At 74.0% G+C, this 21619-nt stretch carries 21 protein-coding genes; 6 read left to right on the top strand and 15 right to left on the bottom strand.

Annotated elements, in window-relative coordinates; all coding sequences use genetic code 11:
• Positions 1 to 38: 38 nt before the first annotated feature.
• Complete coding sequence (locus tag ACI795_RS17485) at positions 39 to 494, top strand: pyridoxamine 5'-phosphate oxidase family protein (protein WP_457076842.1); 456 nt, start codon at positions 39 to 41, stop codon at positions 492 to 494.
• A 14-nt stretch (positions 495 to 508) separates the two neighbouring features.
• Here the strand turns inward: ACI795_RS17485 and ACI795_RS17480 are convergent, their stop codons facing one another.
• Positions 509 to 1198: a response regulator gene (locus tag ACI795_RS17480; RefSeq protein WP_457076841.1), complete on the bottom strand. Its 690-nt coding sequence runs from the start codon at positions 1196 to 1198 to the stop codon at positions 509 to 511.
• Between the two features lie 181 nt (positions 1199 to 1379).
• Here ACI795_RS17480 and ACI795_RS17475 point away from each other — a divergent pair, with 181 nt between their 5' ends.
• Positions 1380 to 1652, top strand: a complete 273-nt coding sequence (locus tag ACI795_RS17475; protein ID WP_457076840.1) for a hypothetical protein — start codon at positions 1380 to 1382, stop codon at positions 1650 to 1652.
• An 86-nt stretch (positions 1653 to 1738) separates the two neighbouring features.
• On the opposite strand, the gene ACI795_RS17470 is transcribed toward ACI795_RS17475, so the two are convergent.
• From ACI795_RS17470 to ACI795_RS17435, 8 genes are all read right to left on the bottom strand, one after another.
• Complete coding sequence (locus ACI795_RS17470; protein ID WP_457076839.1) at positions 1739 to 4474, bottom strand: endo-1,4-beta-xylanase; 2736 nt, start codon at positions 4472 to 4474, stop codon at positions 1739 to 1741.
• Positions 4475 to 4747: 273 nt separating this feature from the next.
• Complete coding sequence (locus ACI795_RS17465) at positions 4748 to 5605, bottom strand: class III extradiol dioxygenase subunit beta (RefSeq protein WP_457076838.1); 858 nt, start codon at positions 5603 to 5605, stop codon at positions 4748 to 4750.
• A complete protein-coding gene (gene ligA, locus ACI795_RS17460; protein ID WP_457076837.1) occupies positions 5605 to 5979 on the bottom strand; it encodes a protocatechuate 4,5-dioxygenase subunit alpha in 375 nt (124 codons plus the stop codon). Before ligA ends, ACI795_RS17465 begins: the two co-directional genes overlap by 1 nt.
• A gap of 127 nt (positions 5980 to 6106) precedes the next feature.
• Positions 6107 to 6385 carry a muconolactone Delta-isomerase family protein gene (locus ACI795_RS17455; protein ID WP_457076836.1) on the bottom strand — a complete coding sequence of 93 codons (279 nt, stop codon included), beginning with the start codon at positions 6383 to 6385 and terminating at the stop codon, positions 6107 to 6109.
• Between the two features lie 18 nt (positions 6386 to 6403).
• A complete protein-coding gene (locus ACI795_RS17450; protein WP_457076835.1) occupies positions 6404 to 7105 on the bottom strand; it encodes an alpha/beta hydrolase in 702 nt (233 codons plus the stop codon).
• Positions 7102 to 7806, bottom strand: coding sequence for a 4-carboxy-4-hydroxy-2-oxoadipate aldolase/oxaloacetate decarboxylase (locus tag ACI795_RS17445; protein ID WP_457076834.1), 705 nt, complete (start codon positions 7804 to 7806; stop codon positions 7102 to 7104). Before ACI795_RS17445 ends, ACI795_RS17450 begins: the two co-directional genes overlap by 4 nt.
• A gap of 200 nt (positions 7807 to 8006) precedes the next feature.
• Entirely contained in the window at positions 8007 to 8726 is a 720-nt protein-coding gene (locus tag ACI795_RS17440) for a response regulator transcription factor (protein WP_457076833.1), read from the bottom strand.
• The gene (locus tag ACI795_RS17435) at positions 8723 to 10264 is read right to left on the bottom strand and encodes a GAF domain-containing protein (protein WP_457076832.1); all 1542 of its coding nucleotides are present in this window, start codon (positions 10262 to 10264) and stop codon (positions 8723 to 8725) included. Before ACI795_RS17435 ends, ACI795_RS17440 begins: the two co-directional genes overlap by 4 nt.
• Positions 10265 to 10767: 503 nt before the next feature.
• Between ACI795_RS17435 and ACI795_RS17430 the strand changes: the two genes are divergently transcribed.
• Positions 10768 to 12234 (top strand): aldehyde dehydrogenase family protein, encoded by a 1467-nt coding sequence (locus ACI795_RS17430; RefSeq protein WP_457076831.1) that lies wholly within the window; start codon positions 10768 to 10770, stop codon positions 12232 to 12234.
• Here the strand turns inward: ACI795_RS17430 and ACI795_RS17425 are convergent.
• A complete protein-coding gene (locus tag ACI795_RS17425; protein WP_457076830.1) occupies positions 12197 to 14221 on the bottom strand; it encodes an FAD-dependent oxidoreductase in 2025 nt (674 codons plus the stop codon). The genes ACI795_RS17430 and ACI795_RS17425 overlap by 38 nt on opposite strands.
• Positions 14222 to 14447: 226 nt before the next feature.
• Here ACI795_RS17425 and ACI795_RS17420 point away from each other — a divergent pair, with 226 nt between their 5' ends.
• On the top strand, positions 14448 to 15275 hold the full coding sequence (locus ACI795_RS17420; RefSeq protein WP_457076829.1) for an IclR family transcriptional regulator domain-containing protein: 828 nt from the start codon (positions 14448 to 14450) through the stop codon (positions 15273 to 15275).
• A 38-nt stretch (positions 15276 to 15313) separates the two neighbouring features.
• Here the strand turns inward: ACI795_RS17420 and ACI795_RS17415 are convergent, their stop codons facing one another.
• Genes ACI795_RS17415 through ACI795_RS17395 form a run of 5 tightly spaced genes read right to left on the bottom strand, consistent with a single transcriptional unit; the run spans position 15314 to position 19576 of the window.
• Positions 15314 to 16285, bottom strand: a complete 972-nt coding sequence (locus tag ACI795_RS17415) for a quinone oxidoreductase family protein (protein ID WP_457076828.1) — start codon at positions 16283 to 16285, stop codon at positions 15314 to 15316.
• Position 16286: 1 nt separating this feature from the next.
• Positions 16287 to 16646 (bottom strand): hypothetical protein, encoded by a 360-nt coding sequence (locus ACI795_RS17410; protein ID WP_457076827.1) that lies wholly within the window; start codon positions 16644 to 16646, stop codon positions 16287 to 16289.
• A complete protein-coding gene (locus ACI795_RS17405) occupies positions 16643 to 17524 on the bottom strand; it encodes a DODA-type extradiol aromatic ring-opening family dioxygenase (RefSeq protein ID WP_457076826.1) in 882 nt (293 codons plus the stop codon). Before ACI795_RS17405 ends, ACI795_RS17410 begins: the two co-directional genes overlap by 4 nt.
• The gene (locus ACI795_RS17400; RefSeq protein ID WP_457076825.1) at positions 17517 to 18374 is read right to left on the bottom strand and encodes a citryl-CoA lyase; all 858 of its coding nucleotides are present in this window, start codon (positions 18372 to 18374) and stop codon (positions 17517 to 17519) included. The genes ACI795_RS17405 and ACI795_RS17400 overlap by 8 nt, the downstream gene beginning before the upstream one ends.
• On the bottom strand, positions 18371 to 19576 hold the full coding sequence (locus tag ACI795_RS17395; RefSeq protein ID WP_457076824.1) for a CaiB/BaiF CoA transferase family protein: 1206 nt from the start codon (positions 19574 to 19576) through the stop codon (positions 18371 to 18373). Before ACI795_RS17395 ends, ACI795_RS17400 begins: the two co-directional genes overlap by 4 nt.
• Positions 19577 to 19808: 232 nt before the next feature.
• Here ACI795_RS17395 and ACI795_RS17390 point away from each other — a divergent pair, with 232 nt between their 5' ends.
• Both ACI795_RS17390 and ACI795_RS17385 read left to right on the top strand, forming a co-directional pair.
• Positions 19809 to 21311: an amidohydrolase family protein gene (locus ACI795_RS17390; protein WP_457076823.1), complete on the top strand. Its 1503-nt coding sequence runs from the start codon at positions 19809 to 19811 to the stop codon at positions 21309 to 21311.
• Between the two features lie 124 nt (positions 21312 to 21435).
• Positions 21436 to 21619: superoxide dismutase [Ni] (locus ACI795_RS17385; protein ID WP_457076822.1), on the top strand; the 184-nt coding region annotated here is incomplete at its 3' end.

Genomic DNA, 21619 nt, shown 5'->3' with positions numbered 1-21619 from the left:
ACGGCACGGTCGACCGCCCGCGCGCCCAGGAGGAACCCGTGACCGACCGCGTCCTCGAGGTGCTCAGTGACGCAGAGTGCCGGCTGCTGCTGCAGACCGCCGCCATCGGGCGGATCGCCTACACCGAGGGGGCGCTGCCGGCGATCCAGCCGGTCTCCTTCGCCGTCGTGGGCGCGGAGATCGTCATCCCCACCCGCCGCGGCAGCAAGGTCGCCGCCGCGAGCCGGGGCGCGGTCGTCGCCTTCGAGGTCGACGAGCACGACCGGGCCGACCGCACCGGGTGGAACGTGACCGTCGTCGGCGCCTCCCGGCTGATCGGCGACCCGGTGGAGGTCGCGGCGCTGGACGCGACCGGCGCCCGCGCCTGGGCACCCGCCGACGACCCCTGCTACGTGGCGATCGGCACGACCCTGCTCCGGGGCCGGCGCATCACGCTGGGCACCGCCACCACGCCCGCGACCAGGCCGGTCACCGCGCCCCTCGCCGGCGCCTGACCGACACCGGCCGATCAGCGGCGGGGCACCCGCTGCGCCACCGGGCCCGAGCCGCCGCGCAGCTCGGTGGCGAGGATCGCCGCCTGGGTGCGCCGCTCCAGGCCGAGCTTGGCCAGCAGGTGCGACACGTAGTTCTTGACGGTCTTCTCGGCCAGGAACATCCGCTCGCCGATCTGCCGGTTGGTGAGCCCCTCCCCGATGAGCTCGAGCACGGTGCGCTCCTGGTCGCTGAGCTTCGCCAGCGGCCCGGCCGGCTCGGCGGCCCGGCGCATCCGTTCCATCACGGCCGCGGCGGCGGTGGGGTCGAGCAACGAACCGCCCCCGGCGACGGTGCGCACGCCGGAGACCAGGTCGTGGCCGAGGATCTGCTTGAGCAGGTAGCCGGCGGCGCCGGCCATGATCGCCTCGAAGAGCGCCTCGTCGTCGCTGTAGCTGGTCAGCATGATGACCGCGAGGTCGGGCATCCTCGAGCGGAGCTCGCGGCAGACGCTGACGCCGTCGCCGTCCGGCAGCCGCACGTCGAGCACCGCGACGTCCGGGCGCAGCGCGGGCACCCGGGCCAGCGCCTCGGCGGCGTTCTTCGCCTCGCCCACCACGGTGATGCCCGGGTCGGTCTCCAGCACGTCGGCGACGCCCCGCCGCACGATCTCGTGGTCGTCGAGCAGGAACACCCGCACCGGGGTGGTCGCCGCATCCGTGCTCACCAGCTGCCTGCCTCTCCCGCACCGGTGTCTCCGGGCGCGCCGGTCCCCCACGCTAGAGGCTGGGGTCCGTGCTGCACACGGGTCGAAGGTCCCGGGCAGCGACGCCCCCGGCCACCGCACCACGCGGCCCGACGGTGCAGGCTGGAGCCGGACGGGCCGACCGCACGGCGAGGAGGAGACGATGGACGAGCACCCGGAGCCGGTGTCGCAGCGCGGGCGCGGTGGACGACGGCGACCGGTGTGGCTGCGCCCGTGGGCCGAGCTGACCGACCGCCAGCGGGCGGTGGTGCTGACGCTGGGCTCGGTGCAGCTGTCCCTGGCCGCCAGCGCCTGGGCCGACCTCGCCACCCGGCCGGCGGCCGAGGTGAACGGCAGCAAGGCCCGGTGGGCGCTGGCCATCGCGGTGGGCTGGATCGGTCCGCTGGCCTGGTTCCGCCGGGGGCGGCGCCGCTGACCACCACCGCCGCACGCGACCGGCCCCCGCCCACCTGACGGTGGACGGGGGCCGGCTGTGTGCGGTGGGCCCTCAGGCCCGGGCGGTCACTTCCGGACGTCGATGGTGACCGAGGTGGTCGCGGTCACCGGCGCCCCGAAGGAGTCGGTCATCGACAGCGTGCAGTCGAACGACGCCGTCCCGACCTGCGTGGGCTTGCCGCGCAGGGTGAAGTTGGCGTTCTGGCCGGCCGGGTAGTCGCGGTTGCCGACCTGCCGGGCCGACCCCGGCGCCAGCTCCAGCGTCATCGCCGGACCCGACGTCTGGGTGCAGGAGTACTGGAAGCTGCTGCCCACCAGCACGCCCTTGCCCTTGTTGCCGAACTGCACGACCAGCTGGACGGTCTGCTTGGCGTTCGCCCGCACGACCGGCCCGTTGTTGATCTGCTGGTACACCCGGGTCGTGGTGGCCGGCGGGGTGACCACCACGTCGAACGTCCCGGGGGTGGCCTCGTTCCCCACCCGGTCGGTGGCGGTGCAGGTGACCGTCGTGGTGCCGATCGGGAACAGCGCGCCCGAGGGCTCGTCACAGGTCGGCACGAGCGCGCCGTCGCGGGTGTCGCCGGTGACCGGCGGCGTGTAGGTCACCTCGGCACCGTCGACGCCGGTGGAGGTGGCCCGAACCGGGTCCTTGGCGGCGATCCGCGGCGGCGAGACGTCCGCCGGGCGGGCCGGCAGCCGGCTCGGGTCGACGATGCCCCAGTAGGCCGGGGTGACCTGCAGGTCGTCGTCGAACGGCGTCGGCTGCTCCCACGGCCGGGCCGCCGGCCAGGTGCGCAGCCAGCTGCGGGCGTTGCTGATCCCCCACACGGTCACCGACTCGATGGAGTCCGAGTGGTCCCGGAACACGTCGAAGAGGTCACGCCAGTAGTAGCCCAGCTCGGCAGCCGCGTCGGCGTCGTCGGCGTAGGCCGGCGAGTGCTGCGGCACCGTGCCGTTGCTGACGTCGGCGCCGTTGTTCTCCTTGGAGTCACTGACGTCGAGCTCGGTGATCGCCTGCAGCAGCGGGCGTCCGGTCTCGGCGCTGAGCCGCTCCACCCCGGCGAGGGAGTCACCGACCCACTCCACCGGGCGGGCGAAGTCGACGTGCACCTGGTGGCCGACGCCGTCGATCGGCACGCCGCGCTGGATCAGGCTGCGCACCAGCTCCAGGTAGTCGGCGCGCTTCTCCGGCATCTCGGTGTTGTAGTCGTTGATGAACAGCTCGGCGTCCGGGAAGTACCGGTCGGCGAGCCGGAACGCCTCGTCGACGAACTCCTCACCGAGCACCTGGAACCAGCGGCTGTCGCGCATGTCGTGCGGGTTCGCGTTGTCGCCGTCGTTGATCACCTCGTTGACGACGTCCCAGGCCCAGATCGGGCTGTCACCGTCGGGGTACCGCGCGTTGACGTGGTCGGCGATCCCCTTGATGTGCGCCTCCAGCCGGGCCCGCAGGAGGGCCTGGTCGGCCGGGCTGCTGGTCAGGTCGCGGTCGCCGTCCTTGAAGAACCAGGCCGGGGTCTGCGAGTGCCAGGCGAGCACGTGGCCGTAGACGTCGACGCCGTTGGCGTCGGCGAAGTCCAGCAGCCGGTCGAGGTTGGTGAAGTCGAACGTCCCCTCGGTGGGCTGGACGACCTCGGGCTTGCCGTCGTTCTCCGGGGTGATGGCGCCGTAGTGCTTGGTCACCAGCTGGGCGGCCCGGCCCACGGTCTCCCGGGAGTCGATGGCCACGCCGACGTGCTCGAAGCCCTGGGCGCCGAGCACGTCCTGCAGCGCCGGGACGTCCTGGATCGGGGTCTCGGCGAACGGCGCGACGGTGACGTCGTCGATCAGGAAGCTCTTGTTCGCGTCACCCTCGACGTACAGCTGCGCCTTGTCGATCGGCGCGCCGAGGGTGTAGGTGCCCTGCAGCCGGGTCCAGGCGGAGTCGGTGACGACCGCGCTGGCGCCGCCGATGTTCTCGTAGTTCGTCTGGCTGCCGCGGTCGCGCTGGATCGAGGCGCGCAGCGACGCCGACCCCTGGCCGGGGGCCAGCTTGGCCCAGACGGTCACCTGCACGGTCTCGCCGACGGCCAGGTTGCGGGTGACGTCAACGGCCGGGCCCTGCCAGTTCTGCAGCCGGTTGGTGGCCAGCAGGCTGGCCGAGCCGCCGTGCGCGTCGCTGGTGGTGCGCTCGACCCTCGCGTCGCCGCGCGGGCCCCAGCCCTGCAGGCCGGACTCGAAGTCGGTCGTCAGCGGGGCGAGCGTGCCCGGCTGCTGCGGCGCGGCCGCCTCGCCGGTGATCGAGACGTCGTCGAGGAAGAACGCCTGGGTGGCGTCCGGGCTCTCGAAGTAGGGCTCCAGCTGGCTGACGCCGCCGGCGAACTCGTAGGTGCCGCCGACCTTGGTCCAGCCGCTGTCGGAGACCGCCACCTCGAAGGCGACGGAGTCGTAGGCGGTGGCGCCACCGGTGGGCGTCCGGGCGACGCTGAGGGTCACCTCGTCCGTGCCCGAGCCCGCGGGGAGCTTGACCCAGCCCTCGATGGTGTACCGGCCCGCGGGCATGAAGCCGCGGGCATCGATGCCGGGACCCTGCCAGTTCTGCAGCCGGCCGGTGACGGCGAGGCTCGCCGCGCCCGTGCGGGCCTCGTCGGTGCTGACCGCGACCTTCGCGTCACCGCGGCCGAACCAGCCGTCGGTGCCGGTCTCGAAGCCGGCGGTGTGCACCGTGGTCGGTGCGGCGGTGGCCGCGGGCGCGGCGACCACGCCGGCCCCCGCCACCAGGCCGAGCATCGCTGCTCCGCCGGCCAGACGTCGTTGTCTCATGTGCGTGTGTTCTCCTCGGGATGGATCGCGCAGCCACTGTGCTTCCGGATGGATCCCGGGCGGTTATCGGAACTTTCCGGTACCGCACCGACCGAAGTGAAGCTCACCACTTCGGGGGAAGTCAACAGACCGCGGGCGGCCGGTTCGCGGTGAACGCGGCGTGTCGGCGGCGCGGCGGCGGCGTGTCGCCGGCAGGGCGCGAATGACCCCGGACACGACCGAGCCCGGCCCCGCGCGGGCGGGACCGGGCTCGGTGGTGCGCAGCGGGCTGCGTCAGGCCGGCTGCAGCACCTTGTTCTCGAAGAGCGCCAGCGCCGCCGCGGTGTTCGAGGCCGCGACGAAGTAGGTGTCGTGCACCCGCGTGATGTCGTCGTTGAGCGCACCGCGCATGATCAGCCACATGATCATCTCGATGCCCTCGGAGCCGGCGAGCCGGACGTAGTCCTCGCGGGACAGCGCGGCCAGCTTCTCCGGGTCGGACTGGATCTCGGCCAGGAACTGGCGGTCGAAGTCGGAGTTGATGAACCCCGCCCGGGCCCCGGCCAGCTGGTGGGACATGCCACCGGTGCCGAGCACCCCGACGGTGACGTCCTCCGGGAAGCTGCGGATCGCCCGGCCCAGCGCCTTGCCCAGCGCGTAGCAGCGGGCCGCGGTCGGCTGCGGGTACTGGATGACGTTGACCAGCAACGGCACGACCGGGCACGGCCACGCCTCCCCCGGGTCCGGCGTCCACACCGACAGCGGCACGGTCAGCCCGTGGTCGACCTCGAGCTCCTGGAAGACGGTGAGGTCGAACCCGTCGTCGACCAGGCTCTCCAGCAGGTGCAGCGACAGCTCGGGGTGGCCGACCACCTCGGGCACCGGCCGCTGGCCGAAGCCCTCGTCGGCGACCGGGTAGCGGTCGGCGGTGCCGATGCCGAAGGTCGGCACGATGTCCAGGTCGATGCCGTTGGCGTGGTCGTTGTAGATCACGATCGCCACGTCGGGCTTGTGCTCCGCCAGCCACTCACGGGCGGGCTGGTAGCCGTCGAACAGCGGCTTCCAGTTGTCGTCCTGGGTCTTGTCCCGGTCCATCGCCGCACCGATGGACGGCACGTGCGACGTCGCCAGCCCCCAGATCACCTCGGCCATCAGGACCGCCCTCCCGCGGCGAGCGCCGCCTTGAACTCGTCCTCGGTCATCCCGGTGAACACACCGCCGAGGTACTGCATGGAACGCCCGTCCATCATGGCGAGCTTGTACACGTAGAAGATGCTGCCGCCGAGGTCGATCATCGCCTGCCAGTCACGGTCGGTGACCGCCTTCGTCTGCTCGGGGGTGAGCCCGAACTCCGCGCAGTAGGCGGGCTCGTCGGACAGGAAGCGGTCCCGGGCCTCCTTGGTGCGCAGGCTCATGAACAGCTTGTTCATCCGGAAGCCGCGCCGGCTGGTGGCGCCGTCGAAGATCGGCGTGCCCGGCACGTCGATCTTCGGCCGCGGTGGTGCGCTGCTCTGGTCGGTGGTCATGAGGGCCTCCTCGCCCGTCGGCCGTGCTGCCTGCTGGTGTCCGTGCCGGTGCCGTTCACGTGCGCGCTGCCGTTCACGTGCGCGCTGCCGTTCACGTGCGCGCTGCCGTTCACGTGCGCGCTGCCGTTCACGTGCGCTCCTGGGGGTGGGTGGCCAGCGCCTCGACGTGCACGTCGAGCCAGGGGGCCATGGGCAGCGACATCAGCGCGTCGTGCAGCTCGGCCGGGTCGGCCGCCTCGTAGAGGCCGACCGTGGCGTTGCGACCGGGCACCCGCCACAGCCGCTTGAGCACCCCGGCCTCGCGCAGCTCCATCGCGCGCGCCCGCTCGCCGGCGCGCAGCTCCGCCCGCCGCTCGGGTGGGAAGTCGGCGGGCAGCCGGTTCTCGGACCGGACCAGGAACTCCATCTGCAGGTCTCCTCCCGCTCAGGCCAGCTCGTGCAGCACGTCGGCGAGCGCCTTCGGCGCCGTGACCATCGCCTCGTGCCCGGTCTCCAGCTCGTGCACCGGCCAGCCGCGCTCGCGCGCCCGGTCGGCCTGCGACCGGAACACGCGCATCCAGCTGACGCACTCGATGAACGCGGCCGGCACCGCGTCGGCGGCGCCGGACAGCCGCAGCGGGTCGGTGTAGGTCTTCCACGGGTGCGGGGTCAGCCGGGGCGTGAGCCAGTCGACGTCGGCCTGCTCGGTCACCCCGAGCACCGACAGCTTGCGCACCGGCACCAGCCAGCCGAAGCCCTGCTCGGCCGCGGACTCCGCCCAGTGGTGGGCCACCGTCTCCGGCTGGAGCGACACCGCCGTCTCGCCGTCCACCCCGACGAAGGCGTCGAGGAAGACCCGCCGGCGGATCCGGTCGGGGAGCCGGTCGGCGACCATGCTCACCACGTGGCCGGCGTAGCTGTGCCCGACCAGCACCACGTCGGTGAGGTCGAGCACCTCGATCAGCCGGGCGACGTCCTCGGTGTGGGTGTCCAGCCCGACCTGCGGGGAGAGCAGGTGCGCCCGCTCGGACAGGCCGGTGAGCGTGGGCGTGTGCACCTCGTGGCCGGCGGCGCGCAGCAGCGGCGCGACCCGGTCCCAGCACCAGCCGCCGTGCCAGGCGCCGTGCACGAGGACGAAGGTGCTCATGCCCGGCCCTCCAGCTCGTCCGCGGAGACGTAGGTGACGCCCAGGGCGGCGAGCTTCTCGCGCATCCCGTAGACGTCGAGGCCCAGCACCCCGTCCTGGAACTGCTCGCGCTTGGCCTGCTCGTTGGCCTCCCGCGCGGTGGCCGCCTCGGCCACCTCGGCCGCGTCGGCGCGCGGGACGACGAGCACGCCGTCGTCGTCGGCGACGATGACGTCGCCGGGGTGGACCAGCGCGCCGGCGACGACGACCGGCACGTTCACCGAGCCGGGCGTGGCCTTGACCGTGCCCTGCGCGGAGACCGCCCGCGACCACACCGGGAAGCCCATCGCGGTCAGGTCGGCGACGTCGCGCACCCCGGCGTCGATCACCAGCCCGAGCACGCCGCGGGTGGCCAGCTGGGTGGCGAACAGCTCGCCGAACATGCCGTCGGTCGACGGCGAGGTGGTGGTCACCACCAGCACGTCACCCGGGCCGCACTGCTCGATGCTGGCGTGGATCATCAGGTTGTCGCCGGGCTGGCTGAGCACCGTGACGGCGCGGCCGGCGATCCGGGCACCGGGGTAGATCGGACGGAGCACCGGGTGGGTGAGGCCCCGGCGGCCCATCGCCTCGTGCGCGGTGGCCACCCCCGCCTTGCCGAGAACCGCGACGGCGTCGGCGTCCGGCCGGGGGGTGTCGGTGACGATGACGTGCCGGCTCACCACGGCTGGTCCCCTCCCGTCGGGACGGTGCGCTGCTGGTCGGAAGGCATCGGGTGCGCGCTCTCCTCGGAGTCGGTGTGCCGCCGTCAGGAGTGACCGGTGACACCTCACGCTAGCCCGCGTCGTGCCCAGCGGTATCCGTCGGCGGTCATCTCGTCACCGGGCGGTCCGACGGGTGCCGGCTACGTCATCCGTCGTGATCAGCTGGGCGGCGGGATGAGCCCGTCGCGGATGGCCAGCAGCGCGGCCTGCGTGCGGGAGGTCAGCTGCAGCTTGGAGAGCACGTTGCTCACGTGCGTGCGGGCGGTGCGCTCGCTGATCACCAGCCGGTCGGCGATCTCCCGGTTCGAGTGCCCCTGGGCGACCAGCACCAGGATCTCCCGCTCGCGCACGGTCAGCGCCGCCAGCCCCACCTGCGGCCCGGACATCCGCCGGGTCAGCTGCCGGGCGACCGCGGAGTCCAGGTGCACCTCCCCCGCCGCCGCGGCCCGCACCGCGGCGACCACCTCCGCCGGCTCGGCGTCCTTGAGCACGTAGCCGGAGGCGCCGGCGGCCAGCGCCGCGTGCACCCGCTCCACCTCACCGAAGCTGGTCAGCACCACCACCGCGACGCCCGGGTGCACCCGGGCGATCGCCTCGGTCGCCTCGATGCCGCCCATCCGCGGCATCTGCAGGTCCATCAGGACGACGTCCGGCAGCGGGGCACCGGTGGTCTGCCGCTGGGCCAGCTGGGCCAGCGCGTCCTGGCCGTCGCCGGCCTCGGCGACCACCTCCAGGGCGGGCACCGCGTCGACGTAGGCGAGGATCCCGCGGCGGACGACGGCGTGGTCGTCGACGACCATCAGCCGGATCACCCCGGCCCCCGGCGCAGCGGTCTCCTGCGCACCCCGCTCCTGCGTGCCGCGCTCCTGCTCGCTCACTGGTCCAGTCCTCCCCGTGTCCGTTCTGGCAGCTGCTCGACAAGCGGCAGCGTGAGCCGCACCTGCCAGCCACCACCGTCGCGTGGCCCGGCGGCGCACCGCCCGCCCCACCGCTCGGCGCGCTCGCGCATCGAGACCAGTCCGAGCGTGGGGCCGGCCGGCGCCTCGGCGGGGCCGCACCCGTCGTCCAGCACGGTCACCACCAGGCAGTGCTCCACCGGGTCGAGGCCGAACCGGATCTCCACCGTGGACGCGCGGGCGTGCTTGACCACGTTGTGCAGCGCCTCCTGCACCACGCGGTAGACGTCCTCCTGCACGGTCAGCTCCCAGGCGGGCTCGACGTCACCGTCGGCGAGCACCTCGATGACCAGGCCGGTGCGCACCTCCACGCTGTCGGCGTGCGCGCGCACCGCCTCGACCAGGCCCCGGTCGGCCAGCTCCAGCGGGCGGAGCTCGAAGACCAGCCCGCGCAGGTCCGCCAGCGCGCTCTGCGCCAGCTCGGCCAGCTCGCCGGCGGCGGCCCGCACCCCGGCCGGGCCGGCGTCCCCGGCGTCCAGCTGGGCGCGCAGCGCGCCGGCCTGCAGCCGCATGGAGAACAGCTGCTGCACCACCGAGTCGTGCAGGTCGCGGGCGAGCCGGCGCCGCTCGTCGGACTCCGCCTCGGACCGGGTGCGGGCCAGCAGCGCCGCGATGTGGATGGCGACCGCCGCCTGGTCGGCCATCGCCTCGAGGAACGCCAGGGAGCTGGCGCTGGGGTCCTCCCCCGGTCGGTAGTAGGCGTTCATCACCCCGACGGTGCGCCCGCCGACCACGAGCGGGACCGAGGCGAAGCTGTCCCAGTCGGGGGTGTCCATCACCCGGTGCAACGGGGCCCACCGCGGGTCGGCCATGATCACCGGCTTGCGGTGCCGGACCACCACCGGCCGGCCGGTCTCGAAGGCGTCCATGAACCGGACGTGGGCGCCCAGCCGGCGCACCGCGGACAGCCGCTCGGTGAAGTCCGGGGCGTCACCGAACCCGGCCATGCCCAGCACGCGCACCTCGGCCCGCGGGTCGTCCAGGGCGAAGATCTGCACCGCGCCCAGCTGGGCGGTCCGCACCACCTCCTGGGCCACCGCGTCCAGCGTGGTCCGCAGCGAGCGGACGCCGGCGACCCGCGCGGCGGCCCGGGTGATCGCGGTCAGCCGGTCCTGCTGGCGCAGTTCGTCGGTGACGTCGCTGAACCAGACCGCGGCGTGCCCGTCGGGCAGCGTCGTCAGCCGGTACTCCAGCGTGCGCCGCCGGCCGTCCGCGGTGGTGACCGTGAGCAGCGCGCCGCTGCCGTCGGGCACCCCGAGGCCGGCCGCCGAGGTGCCGAACGGGACGAAGCCCGGCGGCAGGTCCCCGTCGGCCAGGCCGAGGATGGCGCGGCCGGCGCGGTTGACCCGCACCAGCCGGCCGGCCGGGTCCAGCACGCCGAGGCCGTCGGCGGACACCTCGACCAGGGCGACCAGCAGGTCCTGCGCGGTCTGCTCCTGCGCCGCCGTCCCTGCGCCCATCGCCACCCACCCCCAGCTCGGGTCCGGCCGCACCGGTGCGGCCGCACGCCCAGAGCGTGGCAGGTCGGCCGTCGCAACAGGACGGGGTGTCACCCCGCGGGGGTCCGCCACCGGCCGGTCACCCCGCGACGAGGGCGGTCGCCGGGGCGCCGGTCCGGGTCCGCGACCCCCGTCCCGGACGAGCAGGCGTGCTGGCGGGTGCAGCCACGGGCGTGCTCCTCTCGGCGGGGTCGCTGAACCGATGCAACCGCGGGTCCGCCCCGGCTGTCCCGCGCCCAGCGGCCCGACCCGGCTACGTCATCCGTCCAGCCACCGGGCCCGTCGCCGGCCGCGCGACCCACCGGCCCGGGACGGATGACGTAGCCGGACCGGCCGGGCCGCGAGGCGCAGCGGACAACTGTCCGATCCGCCTTCCGCGCGGGCGCCGGGCTGCCTACGGTGGAGGGGAACCACCCCGGGCCGCACGTACCGGCCCAGGTCACCGACGACCCCCGGGAGCATCCGTGCCGTCCCTCGCAGACCTGCCCGAGATCACGACCGACCTCTTCATCAACGGAGAGGTGCACACCGCCGACGACTCACTCCAGGTCATCGACCCCACCGACGGCGTCTCCATCGTCGGCTACGCCGCGGCCGCCAGCGCCAAGCAGGCCGAGCAGGCCGTCGCCGCCGCGCACCGCGCCTTCCCGGCCTGGGCCGCCCGCACCCCGGCCGAGCGCGCCGAGCTGATCACCGCGGCCCTGGCCCCCCTCGAGGCCGACCGCCCCGCGACCGCCGAGGTGCTCACCCGGGAGAACGGCAAGATCCGGATGGAGTCCTTCGTCGACTCCATCGTGTTCGCCCACCGCTTCGGGCTGGCCACCGCGCTGGTCGACGAGGTCGACCGGGTCGTCGAGCTGCCCGGGCCGCCGACCGACCTGCGCATCTCGTACCTGCCGCTGGGCGTCGTCACGATCATCGTGCCGTTCAACTGGCCGCTGGCCATCCTCGCCGCCTCGCTGCCCCAGGCGCTGCTCGCCGGCAACACCGTGGTGGTCAAGCCGCCGCCGTCCTGCCCGCTGGCCACCGTGCGCACCGTGCAGCAGGTCGCCGAGCTGCTGCCCCCGGGCGTGCTGAACGTGGTCACCGGCGCCGACGCCGAGATCGGTGCGGCGCTGATCAAGGACGACCGGGTCAAGAAGGTCTGCTTCACCGGCAGCCCCGGCGGCGGCAAGCGCATCATGGCGATGGCCAGCGAGTCGCTGACCCGGGTGGCGCTCGAGCTGGGCGGCAACGACCCGGCCCTGGTCCTGGCCGACGCCGTCCTCGACGACGACGCCTTCCAGAAGCTGTACAGCGGCACGTTCGACTCGACCGGCCAGATCTGCATGGCCGCCAAGCGCATCTACGTGCACCGCTCCCGCTACGACGAGGTCGTCGACGGCCTGTCGGCGGCGCTGTCCGGCGTCCGGCTCGGCCACGGGCTGGACGAGGGCGTGAACATGGGCCCGCTGCACAGCCCCAAGCAGAAGGAGTACGTGCAGGAGCTGGTGGACTCCGCCCGCGCGGCCGGCTTCGAGGTGCGCGAGTTCGGTGAGGCGGCGCCGGGTGCGGACGTCTCCCGGGGCAACTTCCTGCGCCCCTCGCTCGTGCTCGACCCGAGCGACGACGCCCGCGTGGTCGTGGAGGAGCAGTTCGGGCCGACGATCCCGATCCTGCCCTTCGACGACGAGGAGGACGCCATCGCCCGGGCCAACGACACCTGGTCGGGCCTGTGCTCCTCGGTGTGGACCGGCGACCGGGATCGCGCCGCCGCCGTGGGCGCCCGGCTGCGCACCGGCTACACGTTCGTCAACTCGCACGGTGCCGCGGTGCTCGACGAGCGCGCCCCCTTCGGTGGCTTCAACGCCAGCGGGATGGGCCGCGAGCTGGGCATCGAGGGGATCCGCGAGTTCATGGACACCCACTCGGTCGGGCTGCCGCCCCGCTGAGCCCCACCGCCGGGGGGGGGGGGGGGGGGGGGGGGGGGGGGGGGGGGGGGGGGGGGGGGGGGGGGGGGGGGGGGGGGGGGGGGGGGGGGGGGGGGGGGGGGGGGGGGGGGGGGGGGGGGGGGGGGGGGGGCCCCCGCGGCCTCCGCGCCCGCCCCCCCCCCCCCCCCCCCCCCCCCCCCCCCCCCCCCCCCCCCCCCCCCCCCCCCCCCCCCCCCCCCCCCCCCCCCCCCCCCACGGCGGTCAGCGCGGTCCGCAGCCAGTCCGCGGCCTGCCCGGCCGACGCGGGGGTGGGCAGGTGCCTGGCCGCCACGTAGCAGTCCGGCCGCACCAGCAGCACCCCGGCGTCGCCGATCTCCCGCAGGTCGGCCCAGGTGCCGTAGGGGTCCTCGAACGGCTCCCCCGGCCCGATCGACACCGGTGTGATGGTCAGCCCCAGCTCCTCGCCCAGGGCGGTCGCCGCGTCCAGCCACGGCTGCCCGCCGATGCCGGTGACCACGCTGAACCGGCCGTGCCCGACCAGGTCCAGCGTGGACACCCGGTGGCCCGCCCGGGTGACCCAGGTGTGCGGCAGCTTCGCGCCGGGCCAGGTGGTGGGCTGGGCGTAGAGCACCGGGTCGCGCCGGTACCCCGGCATCGGCGTCCCGTCGGGCACGACCGCCCCGGAGGCGTACCGCTGGTTGTGCTCCACACCGTGCGCGTCGAACTCGTGCGCCTTGTAGGCGATCGCCTCGCGCAGCGCCGCCCGCACCTTCTCCCCCTCCGGCCCCGGCGCCTTGCGCAGGGCGAGCTGCCGCTCCAGCCGGTCGACGTCGGTGGTGTCGGTCAGGTCCAGGGCCTCCAGGATGCGGCCGGTGTCGGCGATGCTCTGGTTGGCCCGCTCGACGATCTGCCGGGCGATCGGCGCCCGCTCGGCGTCGTAGCTGTCCAGCAGCCGCGGCGACGCGGTGCCGGCCACCACGTGCGCCAGCTTCCAGGCCAGGTTGTAGGAGTCCTGGATGGAGGTGTTGGAGCCCAGGCCGTTCGTCGGCGGGTGCCGGTGCACCGCGTCCCCGGCGCAGAAGACCCGGCCGCGGGAGAGCGTCGTGGCGAAGTGGTGGTTCACCGTCCACGGCGACCGGGAGGTCACCTCCATCTCGAAGTCGTCGGTGCCCACCAGGGCCACGGCGAGCTCCCGGACGACGTCGTCGGTGAGGGTGGGCGGGCCGGCGGCGACCTCGTAGCCCCACATCAGCATCCACTCGGTCCACGGCTTGATCATCCGGAGGACGCCGAGGCCGACACCCTCCTTCTCCGCACCGGGCTGCAGCATCCAGTAGAGGACCGAGGGCCGGTGCGCGACCAGGTGGGTCAGGTCGGCGGTGAAGACGATGCTCAGCGCACCGGCCACCGCACCGGGGCCCTCGAAGGGCAGCTCGAGGTCGGTGGCGACGGCGCTGCGGGCACCGTCGGCGCCGATCAGGTACCGGGAGCGGATGGTGTGCTCAGCGCCGGTGAGCCGGTCGCGCACCGTCGTCGTCACGCCGTCGTCGTCCTGCACGTGACCGAGGTACTCGGTGTCGAACCGCAGCCGGGCGCTGCGCTCCTGGGCGGCCTTGGCCAGCACCGGCTCGGTGATGGTCTGCGGTGCGTCGAGCATGGTGCAGGGGCTGGCCAGCTCGTAGTCGGCGTGCCGCACCGTGTCGGTGCCCCAGGAGGGGATCCGGCCCAGCTCCTCACCGGCCAGGCTGGTGCAGAAGGTGGTGTTGCCCATCTGCTCCCACGGGGTGGCGAGCGCCATCAGCGTCTCCTCGACGCCCAGGTCGCGCATCGCCTCCATCGTGCGCTGGTTGGTGATGTGCGCGCGGGGGGTGTCCGACAGCCGGCTGTACTTGGTGACGAGCAGGGTCCGGGTGCCGTAACTGGCCAGGAACAGCGCGGCGGACGCGCCCGCCGGCCCCGACCCCACCACCAGGACGTCGGTCTCGACGTCGGCTCCGCCAGCGCTCATCTGCATCTCCTGGGTCGTGGGGGCCTCGCGTACGGCAGTCCGCGATACGGCCACCCCAGGCCTACCGATGCCCCCACCGTGTGTCAAGGGTCACAGCTGAAGGCCCCACCCGCGCCGACGGCCCGGTAGTTGAACGGACGACTGTCCGTTGCGGCGCCGCCAGGGGTGACCGGCGGGTCGGCCCGTGCCATCCTGAGCGCTGCCGGACGACGGAAGGGGGCCACCGATGGCGGGGCGCGGCAGCGGACCGGACTTCGTGGAGGCCCTCGCCCGGGGGCTGGACGTGCTGGCGTGCTTCGGCGCGGACCGGCCGACGATGACGCTGAGCGAGGTGGCCACCGCGGCCGGGCTCGCCCGGCCCACCGCCCGCCGGCTGCTGCTCACCCTCGAGGAGCTCGGCTTCGTCCGCACTGCCGGGAACGGCTTCTCCCTGACCCCGAAGGTGCTCACCCTGGGCATGGCCTACGTCGGCGCGCTGGGCCTGTGGGACATCGCCCGCCCGCACCTCGAGCGCCTGGTGGCGCAGACCGGCGAGTCGTCCTCGATGGCCCAGCTGGACGGCTCGGACATCGTCTACGTCGCCCGGGTCGCCGTCCCGAAGCTCATCGCGCTGCGGGTGGAGATCGGCACCCGCTTCCCCGCGGCGCAGACGTCGCAGGGCAAGGTGCTGCTGGCCGCCCTCTCCCCCGCCGAGCTGGACGCCGTGCTCGCCCAGCCCAGCCGGGCCGGGTTGCCGCCCTACATCGGCTCCTCGGCCGAGCAGCTGCACAGCGAGCTCACCGAGGTGCGGGCCCGGGGCTGGGCGCTGGCCGACGAGGAGCTGGCGCCCGGGGTCCGCTCGGTCGCCGTCCCGGTGCGCGACGGCTCGGGCGCCGTCCGGGCCGCGATGAACGTGACCGTGCACGCCGCGGAGACCAGCACCGACCGGCTCCTCGGTGAGCACCTGCCCCGGCTGCTGCGCACCGCCGGCGAGGTCAGCGCCGAGTGGGCGCTGTGGCAGTCCCGCCCGCACGTCGAGGTGCCGCGCACCGCCGAGGTCCGCGGCACCGCCTGAGGGCGGAGATGGCCATCTCCGCCCTCAGGCGGGTGAGGTCAGGCGGGGACGAGCACCTGCCGGCGGCCGCCACCGGCTGCCGTGGCCGCCCAGGCCTCGGCGGCGCGGTCCAGGGGCAGCACCTCGTGCTCGACGCCGAGCGCGCCGGCCGCCGCGTGCCCGAGCACCGCCGTCAGCGCGCCGGCCCGCTGCTCCGGGGTGAGCGCGTTGTTGGTGTAGCCCAGCACGTCGGCGGAGCGGCTGCGCAGCACCGCGGAGGAGAACTCCGCGGAGTCCGCCCCCGAGCCGCCCAGGTTCACCAGCCGGCCGCCGTGCGCCAGCACCCGGCTGGCCGCGGTCGCCGCCTCGCCGAAGACCGGGTCGACGACGACGTCCACCGCGCCTCCGCAGGCGGCCCCGAGCCGCTCGGCGAGCGCGGCGGCGCCCCCGCCGGTGCGCACCACCTCGTCGGCGCCGGCCCGGGCGGCCCGGTCCGCGGCGGAGTCGGAACGGCACAGCGCCACCACCCGGCGGGCACCCAGCACCCGGGCGGCGCCGACGGCGACCTGACCGACCGCACCGCCGGCGCCGAGCACCAGCACGGTCTCGCCCGGCTGCAGCCGGGCGCGCCAGGTCAGCGACATCCACGCGGCGACGGCGGACAGCCCCAACGCGGCGACGGCCGGGTCGGGCACGCCGTCGGGCACCGGCACCACGTCGGCGTCCGGGACGGCGCAGCGTTCGGCCAGGCTGCCGTCACCGGGCGCCATGCCCGCGGAGGTGGCGACCCAGACCCGGGTGCCGGGCGCCCAGGTGGCCGACTCCTCGACCACGCCGACGCCCTGCACCCCCGGAACGTAGGGCGCCGCCGGGCGCCCGAAGTAGGAGGTGCCCGAGGCGCACAGCAGGTCCAGCGGGACCACCGGCGCCGCCGTCACCCGCACCGCCGTCCGGCCGGGGCCGGCTCCCGGGGCGGGGTGCTCCCCCACCGCCGGTGGCCGGCCCGGCTCCTGCACCAGGACCGCGCGCACGTCAGGTCGCGATGTCCGGGTAGGGCATCGAGATGTGCTCCATCGCCCTGCCGTAGGCCTTCTGGTACTCCAGCGGCCCGTGGTCGCGCTCGAACATGGCGATGAACAGCGTCAGCGTGAGGAACGGGTGCGCCCCCAGCTGGAACAGCGCGACGTGGTCGTGCTCGCGCAACGCCCGCCGCTCCTCCTCGGTGAACGCCAGCCAGGTCGTCTTCTCGTCGACGATGCAGTTGAGCAGCTGGTTCGCCCGCTCGCGCTCCCACCACACGACGGTGCCGGCCGGGTCCTCGCGGTAGCGCTCGACCAGCTCGGGGTCGCGGTCGACGGTGTAGAGGAACTTGTCCAGCAGGTACTTGCTCACGCCGACACCCCGCCCGTGCTCGGCACCCCGTTGGGGTACCAGGTGAAGTACGCCTCCATGGTGTGGAACAGGTCCAGCGTGTCGACGTGATCGGCCTTCTGGCCCTCCCCGGCGACGCCCATCATCAGCATGAAGTCCATGAAGCCGTGGGTGGCGTTGCCCGGGTGGTGCAGCGACTCCAGCGAGACCTCCGCCAGGCAGCCCTCGATGTCGCCGCTGGCGATCCACTCGACGGCCTTGCGGTCGAACTCCGGGTCGGGCCCGTGCTCACCGAACTGGCGCGGCCCGCCGAGCTCGAGGCTGAGGTGGCCGGTGCCGATGATCGCGACCCGCTTGTCGGACTCCCAGGACTCGACCCAGGTGCGCAGCGCCTTGCCGAGCTGGACGAACCGCTTCGGCTGCGGCAGCGGCGGGGCGAAGATGTTCGTGTAGACCGGCACGATCGGCAGGTCGGCCTCCGGCCGCAGCGCGATGATCGGGCAGGTGACGCTGTGGTCGATGCGCAGCTCGTTGCTGAACGCCAGGTCGAACCCGTCGTCCAGCCCGGTGCGCAGGATGTGCGCGGCCAGGTCCTCCTGACCGCGCAGGGTCATCTTCGGCAGGCCGAACTCGCGTTCCTCGTTGTACCAGTTGGCGTCGAAGAAGGGCGCCTTGCCGACGAGGAACTGCGGCATGTTGTCCAGCCACAGCTGGTGGAAGTGGTCGCTGCCGACCATCACCAGCACGTCGGGGTCGGCACGGTCGAGCGTCTCGGCGAACGCCTCCTGCTTGGCCACCCACTCGTCGGCGAACGGCGGCCGGTCGGCACCGGTCGACGTCTTGGCCCGGTAGTAGAACGGGTGGTGGGTGGACGCGATGACCGCGGCCAGCTCAGCCATGAGTACCTCCGTTGGTCTCAGTGGGAGGAGGAGTGGACGGAAGAGCGTCGGGGACGTACGGGTCGGGGTCGACGGACCGGTTGTTCAGGTCGACCGAGAGGAAGACGTCGTTGGCCACCGGGTGCCGCAGCTCCTCGGCGAGCTGGCCGATGAGCCCGGCGGTCCGGGCCAGCAGCGCGAAGCCGCGCAGCAGCTCCAGCGGCAGGCCCAGGTCGGCCAGCGCGGCGCCGCAGACACCGGCGCCGTTGAGCGGCAGCGTCCTGCCGAGCACCTGGGGGTGCACCCGCCCGATGGCGGCGAACAGCGACAGGTGCGGGCCGTAGAGGCCCTCCTCCGCGGCGATCTCGAACAGCCGCGGGGTGCGCGGGTCGCCCTGCTTGTGCACGTGGTGGCCCAGGCCCGGCACGAACCGGCGGGCGGCGCGCTGCGCGGTGACCGTCTCCAGGGCGAGGGCGTCCCAGCCGGCGTCGTCGGTGGGCAGCGCGCCGTCCACGCCGGTGAGCACGTCGTGCAGGAAGCGGCCGCAGTCCTCGGTGACGCCCAGGAACCGGGAGCCGCCGCCCAGCAGCCCGGCGGCCAGCGCCCCCTGCACGGAGTCGGGGGCGGACAGCCAGGTGAGCCGGGTGACGATCGCCGTGGGGGTGAAGCCGTGGTCGGCGAGCGCGGCCAGCACCGACTCGAACACCCGGGTCTCCCCCGGCGTGGGCCGCCGCTGGGTCGCCAGCCAGAACGCCAGCTCGCCGAAGCCCACCGAGCCCATCACGTCACGGGCCAGGTCGGTGCCGAGCAGGGTGATCGACTCCAGGCTCGAGGCCCCCAGCGCGGTCGGGTACTCGGGGCGGTCGCTCATCGCGCGTCCTCCTGCGAGGTGGTCAGCCAGCGCCGGATCTCCGCGCCGTGCTCGTCGAGCCCGGGCGGTGGCAGCCGGTAGCCGGCCGGGGTCTCGGAGAACGTGATCGGGTTGCGCACCGAGGGGACGGCCGAGCTGCCGTCGCCGACCGACACGACCGGGTCCAGCCCGATCCGCTCGGCGAACGCGACACCCTGGTCCACGGTGTTGATGGGACCACACGGGACGCCCGCGGCGATGATGTCGGCGAACCACTCGTCCTTGGTGCGGGTGCGCAGCCGCTCGACCAGCAGCGGGCGCAGCTCGTCCCGGTTGGCGGTGCGGTCCTCGTTGCGGCTGAACCGCGGGTCGTCGGCCAACTCCGGCACGCCGAGCACCTCCACCAGCTTGCGGAACTGCCCGTTGTTGCCGGCGGTGATGATCAGGTCGCCGTCGGAGCACGGCAGCGGTTCGTAGGGGAACAGGCTCGGGTGACTGTTGCCCATCCGGAAAGGCACCACCCCGCCGGCCACCACCGCGCTGGCGTGGTTGACCAGCCCGGACAGCGCGGAGGACAGCAGGTTGACCTCGACGTGCTGGCCGCGGCCGGTCTCGTGCCGGGCGTTGAGGGCGGCGAGGACGCCGATGGTGGCGTGCAGCCCGGCCATCACGTCGAACACCGAGATGCCCGCGCGGTAGGGGTCACCGTCGGGGTCGCCGGTGAGGCTCATCAGCCCGGAGATCGCCTGCACGATGAGGTCGTAGCCGGGGAGCTCGGCGCCGCCGGGCTGGCTGCCGAAGCCGGTGATCGAGGCGTAGACGACGCCGGGGTTGTCCCGGGAGACCGTCTCGTAGTCCAGCCCGAACCGGCCGAGACCGCCGGTCTTGAAGTTCTCGATCAGCACGTCGGCGCGGCGGGCCAGCTCGCGCGCGGCGGCGACGTCCCCGGGGTCCTTGAGGTCCAGGGCGATCGACCGCTTGTTGCGGTTCACGCCCAGGTAGTACGTGGAGACCCCGTCGCGGACCGGGGGCTGCCAGGTGCGGGTGTCGTCACCGTTCGGGCCCTCGACCTTGACCACCTCCGCGCCCAGGTCGGCGAGGAGCATGGTGGCGTACGGGCCGGCCAGGATCCGGGAGAAGTCGGCGACCAGCAGGCCGCTGAGCGGGCCCTGCTGACGGACCGGGCGGGGTTCGGCGCCGGGCAGCGCGGGGTGCTCGGGCATCGGGTCAGGCACTCCTCGACGGTGAGGGCCGCCATGCGGACGGCCGTCCGGCGGACGTTCGGAGTCTTCGACGGCCCGCCGCCCGTGTCAACCCCGTCTCCGGCCCGGATGCGCCCGCGCGCGAGGGGCCCACCTCCCCTTGACATGTGGCGGGCGCCACGAACAAGGTGGGCCCGATTGTGGTGACCGTTGGACGGACGCCCGTCCGCAAGCCTGGACCCCTGGAGGAACCGTGTCCGATCCCGACACCGGAGTCGTGGACCAGCCGGCCGGCCGGCCGGTCGTGCTGCGCGGCGGCACCGTGCTGACCATGGACGACGCGCACACCGTGCTGCGCGAGGCCGACGTCCTGGTGGTCGACGACCGCATCGCCGCCGTCGGCCCGGCCCTCGAGGTGCCCGCCGGGACGCTGGAGATCGACGCCGCGGGCGGCATCGTGATGCCCGGCATGATCGACACCCACCGGCACATGTGGCAGACCGCGATGCGCGGCTACGGCGCCGACTGGACGCTGACCCAGTACTTCGTCTGGTACTACCTCGAGCACGGCAAGGCGTTCCGCCCCGAGGACGTGCACGCGGGCAACCTGGTGTCGGCGTGGGACGCGCTGGAGGCCGGCGTCACCACCACCGTCGACTGGTCGCACGGCCTGCAGACCGTCGACCACGCCGAGGCGGCCGCCGACGCGCTCCTCGCCGTCCCCGGCCGGTTCGTGCTGGCCTACGGCAACATCCAGGCCGGGCCCTGGGAGTGGACCGCCGACCCGGCCGTGCAGGGCTTCCTGAACCGCCGCCGCGACGAGGGCCGGCTCGGCCTGCAGCTGGCCTTCGACGTCACCGGCGACCCGACGTTCCCGGAGAAGGCGGCGTTCGAGGTCGCCCGCGAGCTCGGCCTGCCGGTGACCACGCACGCCGGCGTCTGGGGCGCCACCAACGACGACGGCATCCGGCTCATGCACGAGCACGACTTCATGACCCCGGAGACGGTCTACGTGCACGCCGCCACCCTGACCACCGACTCCTACCACCGCATCGCCGCGACCGGCGGCTCGATCTCGGTCTCCACCGAGTCCGAGCAGAGCGCCGGGCAGGGCTACCCGCCCACCTGGCAGGTGCGCCGGCACGACATCCCGGTCTCGCTGTCGATGGACACCAGCGTGTGGTGGAGCGGCGACCTGTTCTCCGCCATGCGGACGACGCTGGGCGCGGACCGGTCGCGCGAGCACCTGGAGGCGCACGCCAAGGGCGAGACCGTCACCCACGTCCACCTGCGCGCCGAGCAGGTCGTCGACTGGGCCACCCGCGGCGGCGCGAAGGCGCTGGGCCGCGAGGACCTGGGCAGCCTCGAGGTGGGCAAGAAGGCCGACGTCGTGCTGATCAAGAACGACGCGTCCCCGGTGTCCTTCCCGCTGCTGAACCCCTACGGCCACGTGGCCTTCCAGGCGCAGCGGGGCGACGTGCACACCGTGCTGGTCGACGGCCGGGTCGTGAAGTCCGCGCACCGCCTGGTCGGCGCGGACCTGCCGGCGGTGCGCCGCACCGTCGAGTCGACCGTCGAGCACCTGCGGTCCACCCTCGGCGAGGAGGTCTGGGCCTCGGGCATGAACCCGGACCTGCCCGGCGACGAGGTGCTGGACAACCCGTACACCTACACCGAGTACAAGTCGCACTCCACGCACGGCGCTCGGGGCGGCGTCTTCGGCGAGCCCTCGGACGACGTCCACCGCACGCACTGACCTCCGCGACCCCGCCCGCGTCGGACCCCGGCGCGGGCGGGGTTGCGCTCAAGTGCAGGTGAGGAGGTTGGCTGCCCGGGGACGTCGGTCGCACCGGCCGGCGCCGTCCGAGAGGAGCTCTCCGATGCCCCGACTCCGCGCGCTGTTCTCGCGCACGACCGTGTCGGCCCACTGCGACCTGCCCTGCGGCGTCTACGACCCGGCCCAGGCCCGCATCGAGGCCGAGTCGGTCAAGGCCATCCAGGAGAAGTACCAGAGCAACGAGGACCCGGTCTACCGGACCCGGGCGATCATGATCAAGGAGCAGC

It is taken from the genome of Modestobacter sp. SYSU DS0290 (assembly GCF_054050955.1).
This window is presented reverse-complemented; position numbering and strand designations above follow the sequence as displayed.

Bases quoted from the DNA above. Each gene is read 5' to 3' on its own strand.
- ACI795_RS17475 (WP_457076840.1), top strand. From the start codon at position 1,380: ATGGACGAGCACCCGGAGCCGGTGTCGCAGCGCGGGCGCGGTGGACGA.
- ACI795_RS17470 (WP_457076839.1), bottom strand. From the start codon at position 4,474: ATGAGACAACGACGTCTGGCCGGCGGAGCAGCGATGCTCGGCCTGGTG.
- ACI795_RS17465 (WP_457076838.1), bottom strand. From the start codon at position 5,605: ATGGCCGAGGTGATCTGGGGGCTGGCGACGTCGCACGTGCCGTCCATC.
- ligA (WP_457076837.1), bottom strand. From the start codon at position 5,979: ATGACCACCGACCAGAGCAGCGCACCACCGCGGCCGAAGATCGACGTG.
- ACI795_RS17455 (WP_457076836.1), bottom strand. From the start codon at position 6,385: ATGGAGTTCCTGGTCCGGTCCGAGAACCGGCTGCCCGCCGACTTCCCA.
- ACI795_RS17450 (WP_457076835.1), bottom strand. From the start codon at position 7,105: ATGAGCACCTTCGTCCTCGTGCACGGCGCCTGGCACGGCGGCTGGTGC.
- ACI795_RS17435 (WP_457076832.1), bottom strand. From the start codon at position 10,264: ATGGGCGCAGGGACGGCGGCGCAGGAGCAGACCGCGCAGGACCTGCTG.
- ACI795_RS17425 (WP_457076830.1), bottom strand. From the start codon at position 14,221: ATGAGCGCTGGCGGAGCCGACGTCGAGACCGACGTCCTGGTGGTGGGG.
- ACI795_RS17420 (WP_457076829.1), top strand. From the start codon at position 14,448: ATGGCGGGGCGCGGCAGCGGACCGGACTTCGTGGAGGCCCTCGCCCGG.
- ACI795_RS17405 (WP_457076826.1), bottom strand. From the start codon at position 17,524: ATGGCTGAGCTGGCCGCGGTCATCGCGTCCACCCACCACCCGTTCTAC.
- ACI795_RS17400 (WP_457076825.1), bottom strand. From the start codon at position 18,374: ATGAGCGACCGCCCCGAGTACCCGACCGCGCTGGGGGCCTCGAGCCTG.
- ACI795_RS17395 (WP_457076824.1), bottom strand. From the start codon at position 19,576: ATGCCCGAGCACCCCGCGCTGCCCGGCGCCGAACCCCGCCCGGTCCGT.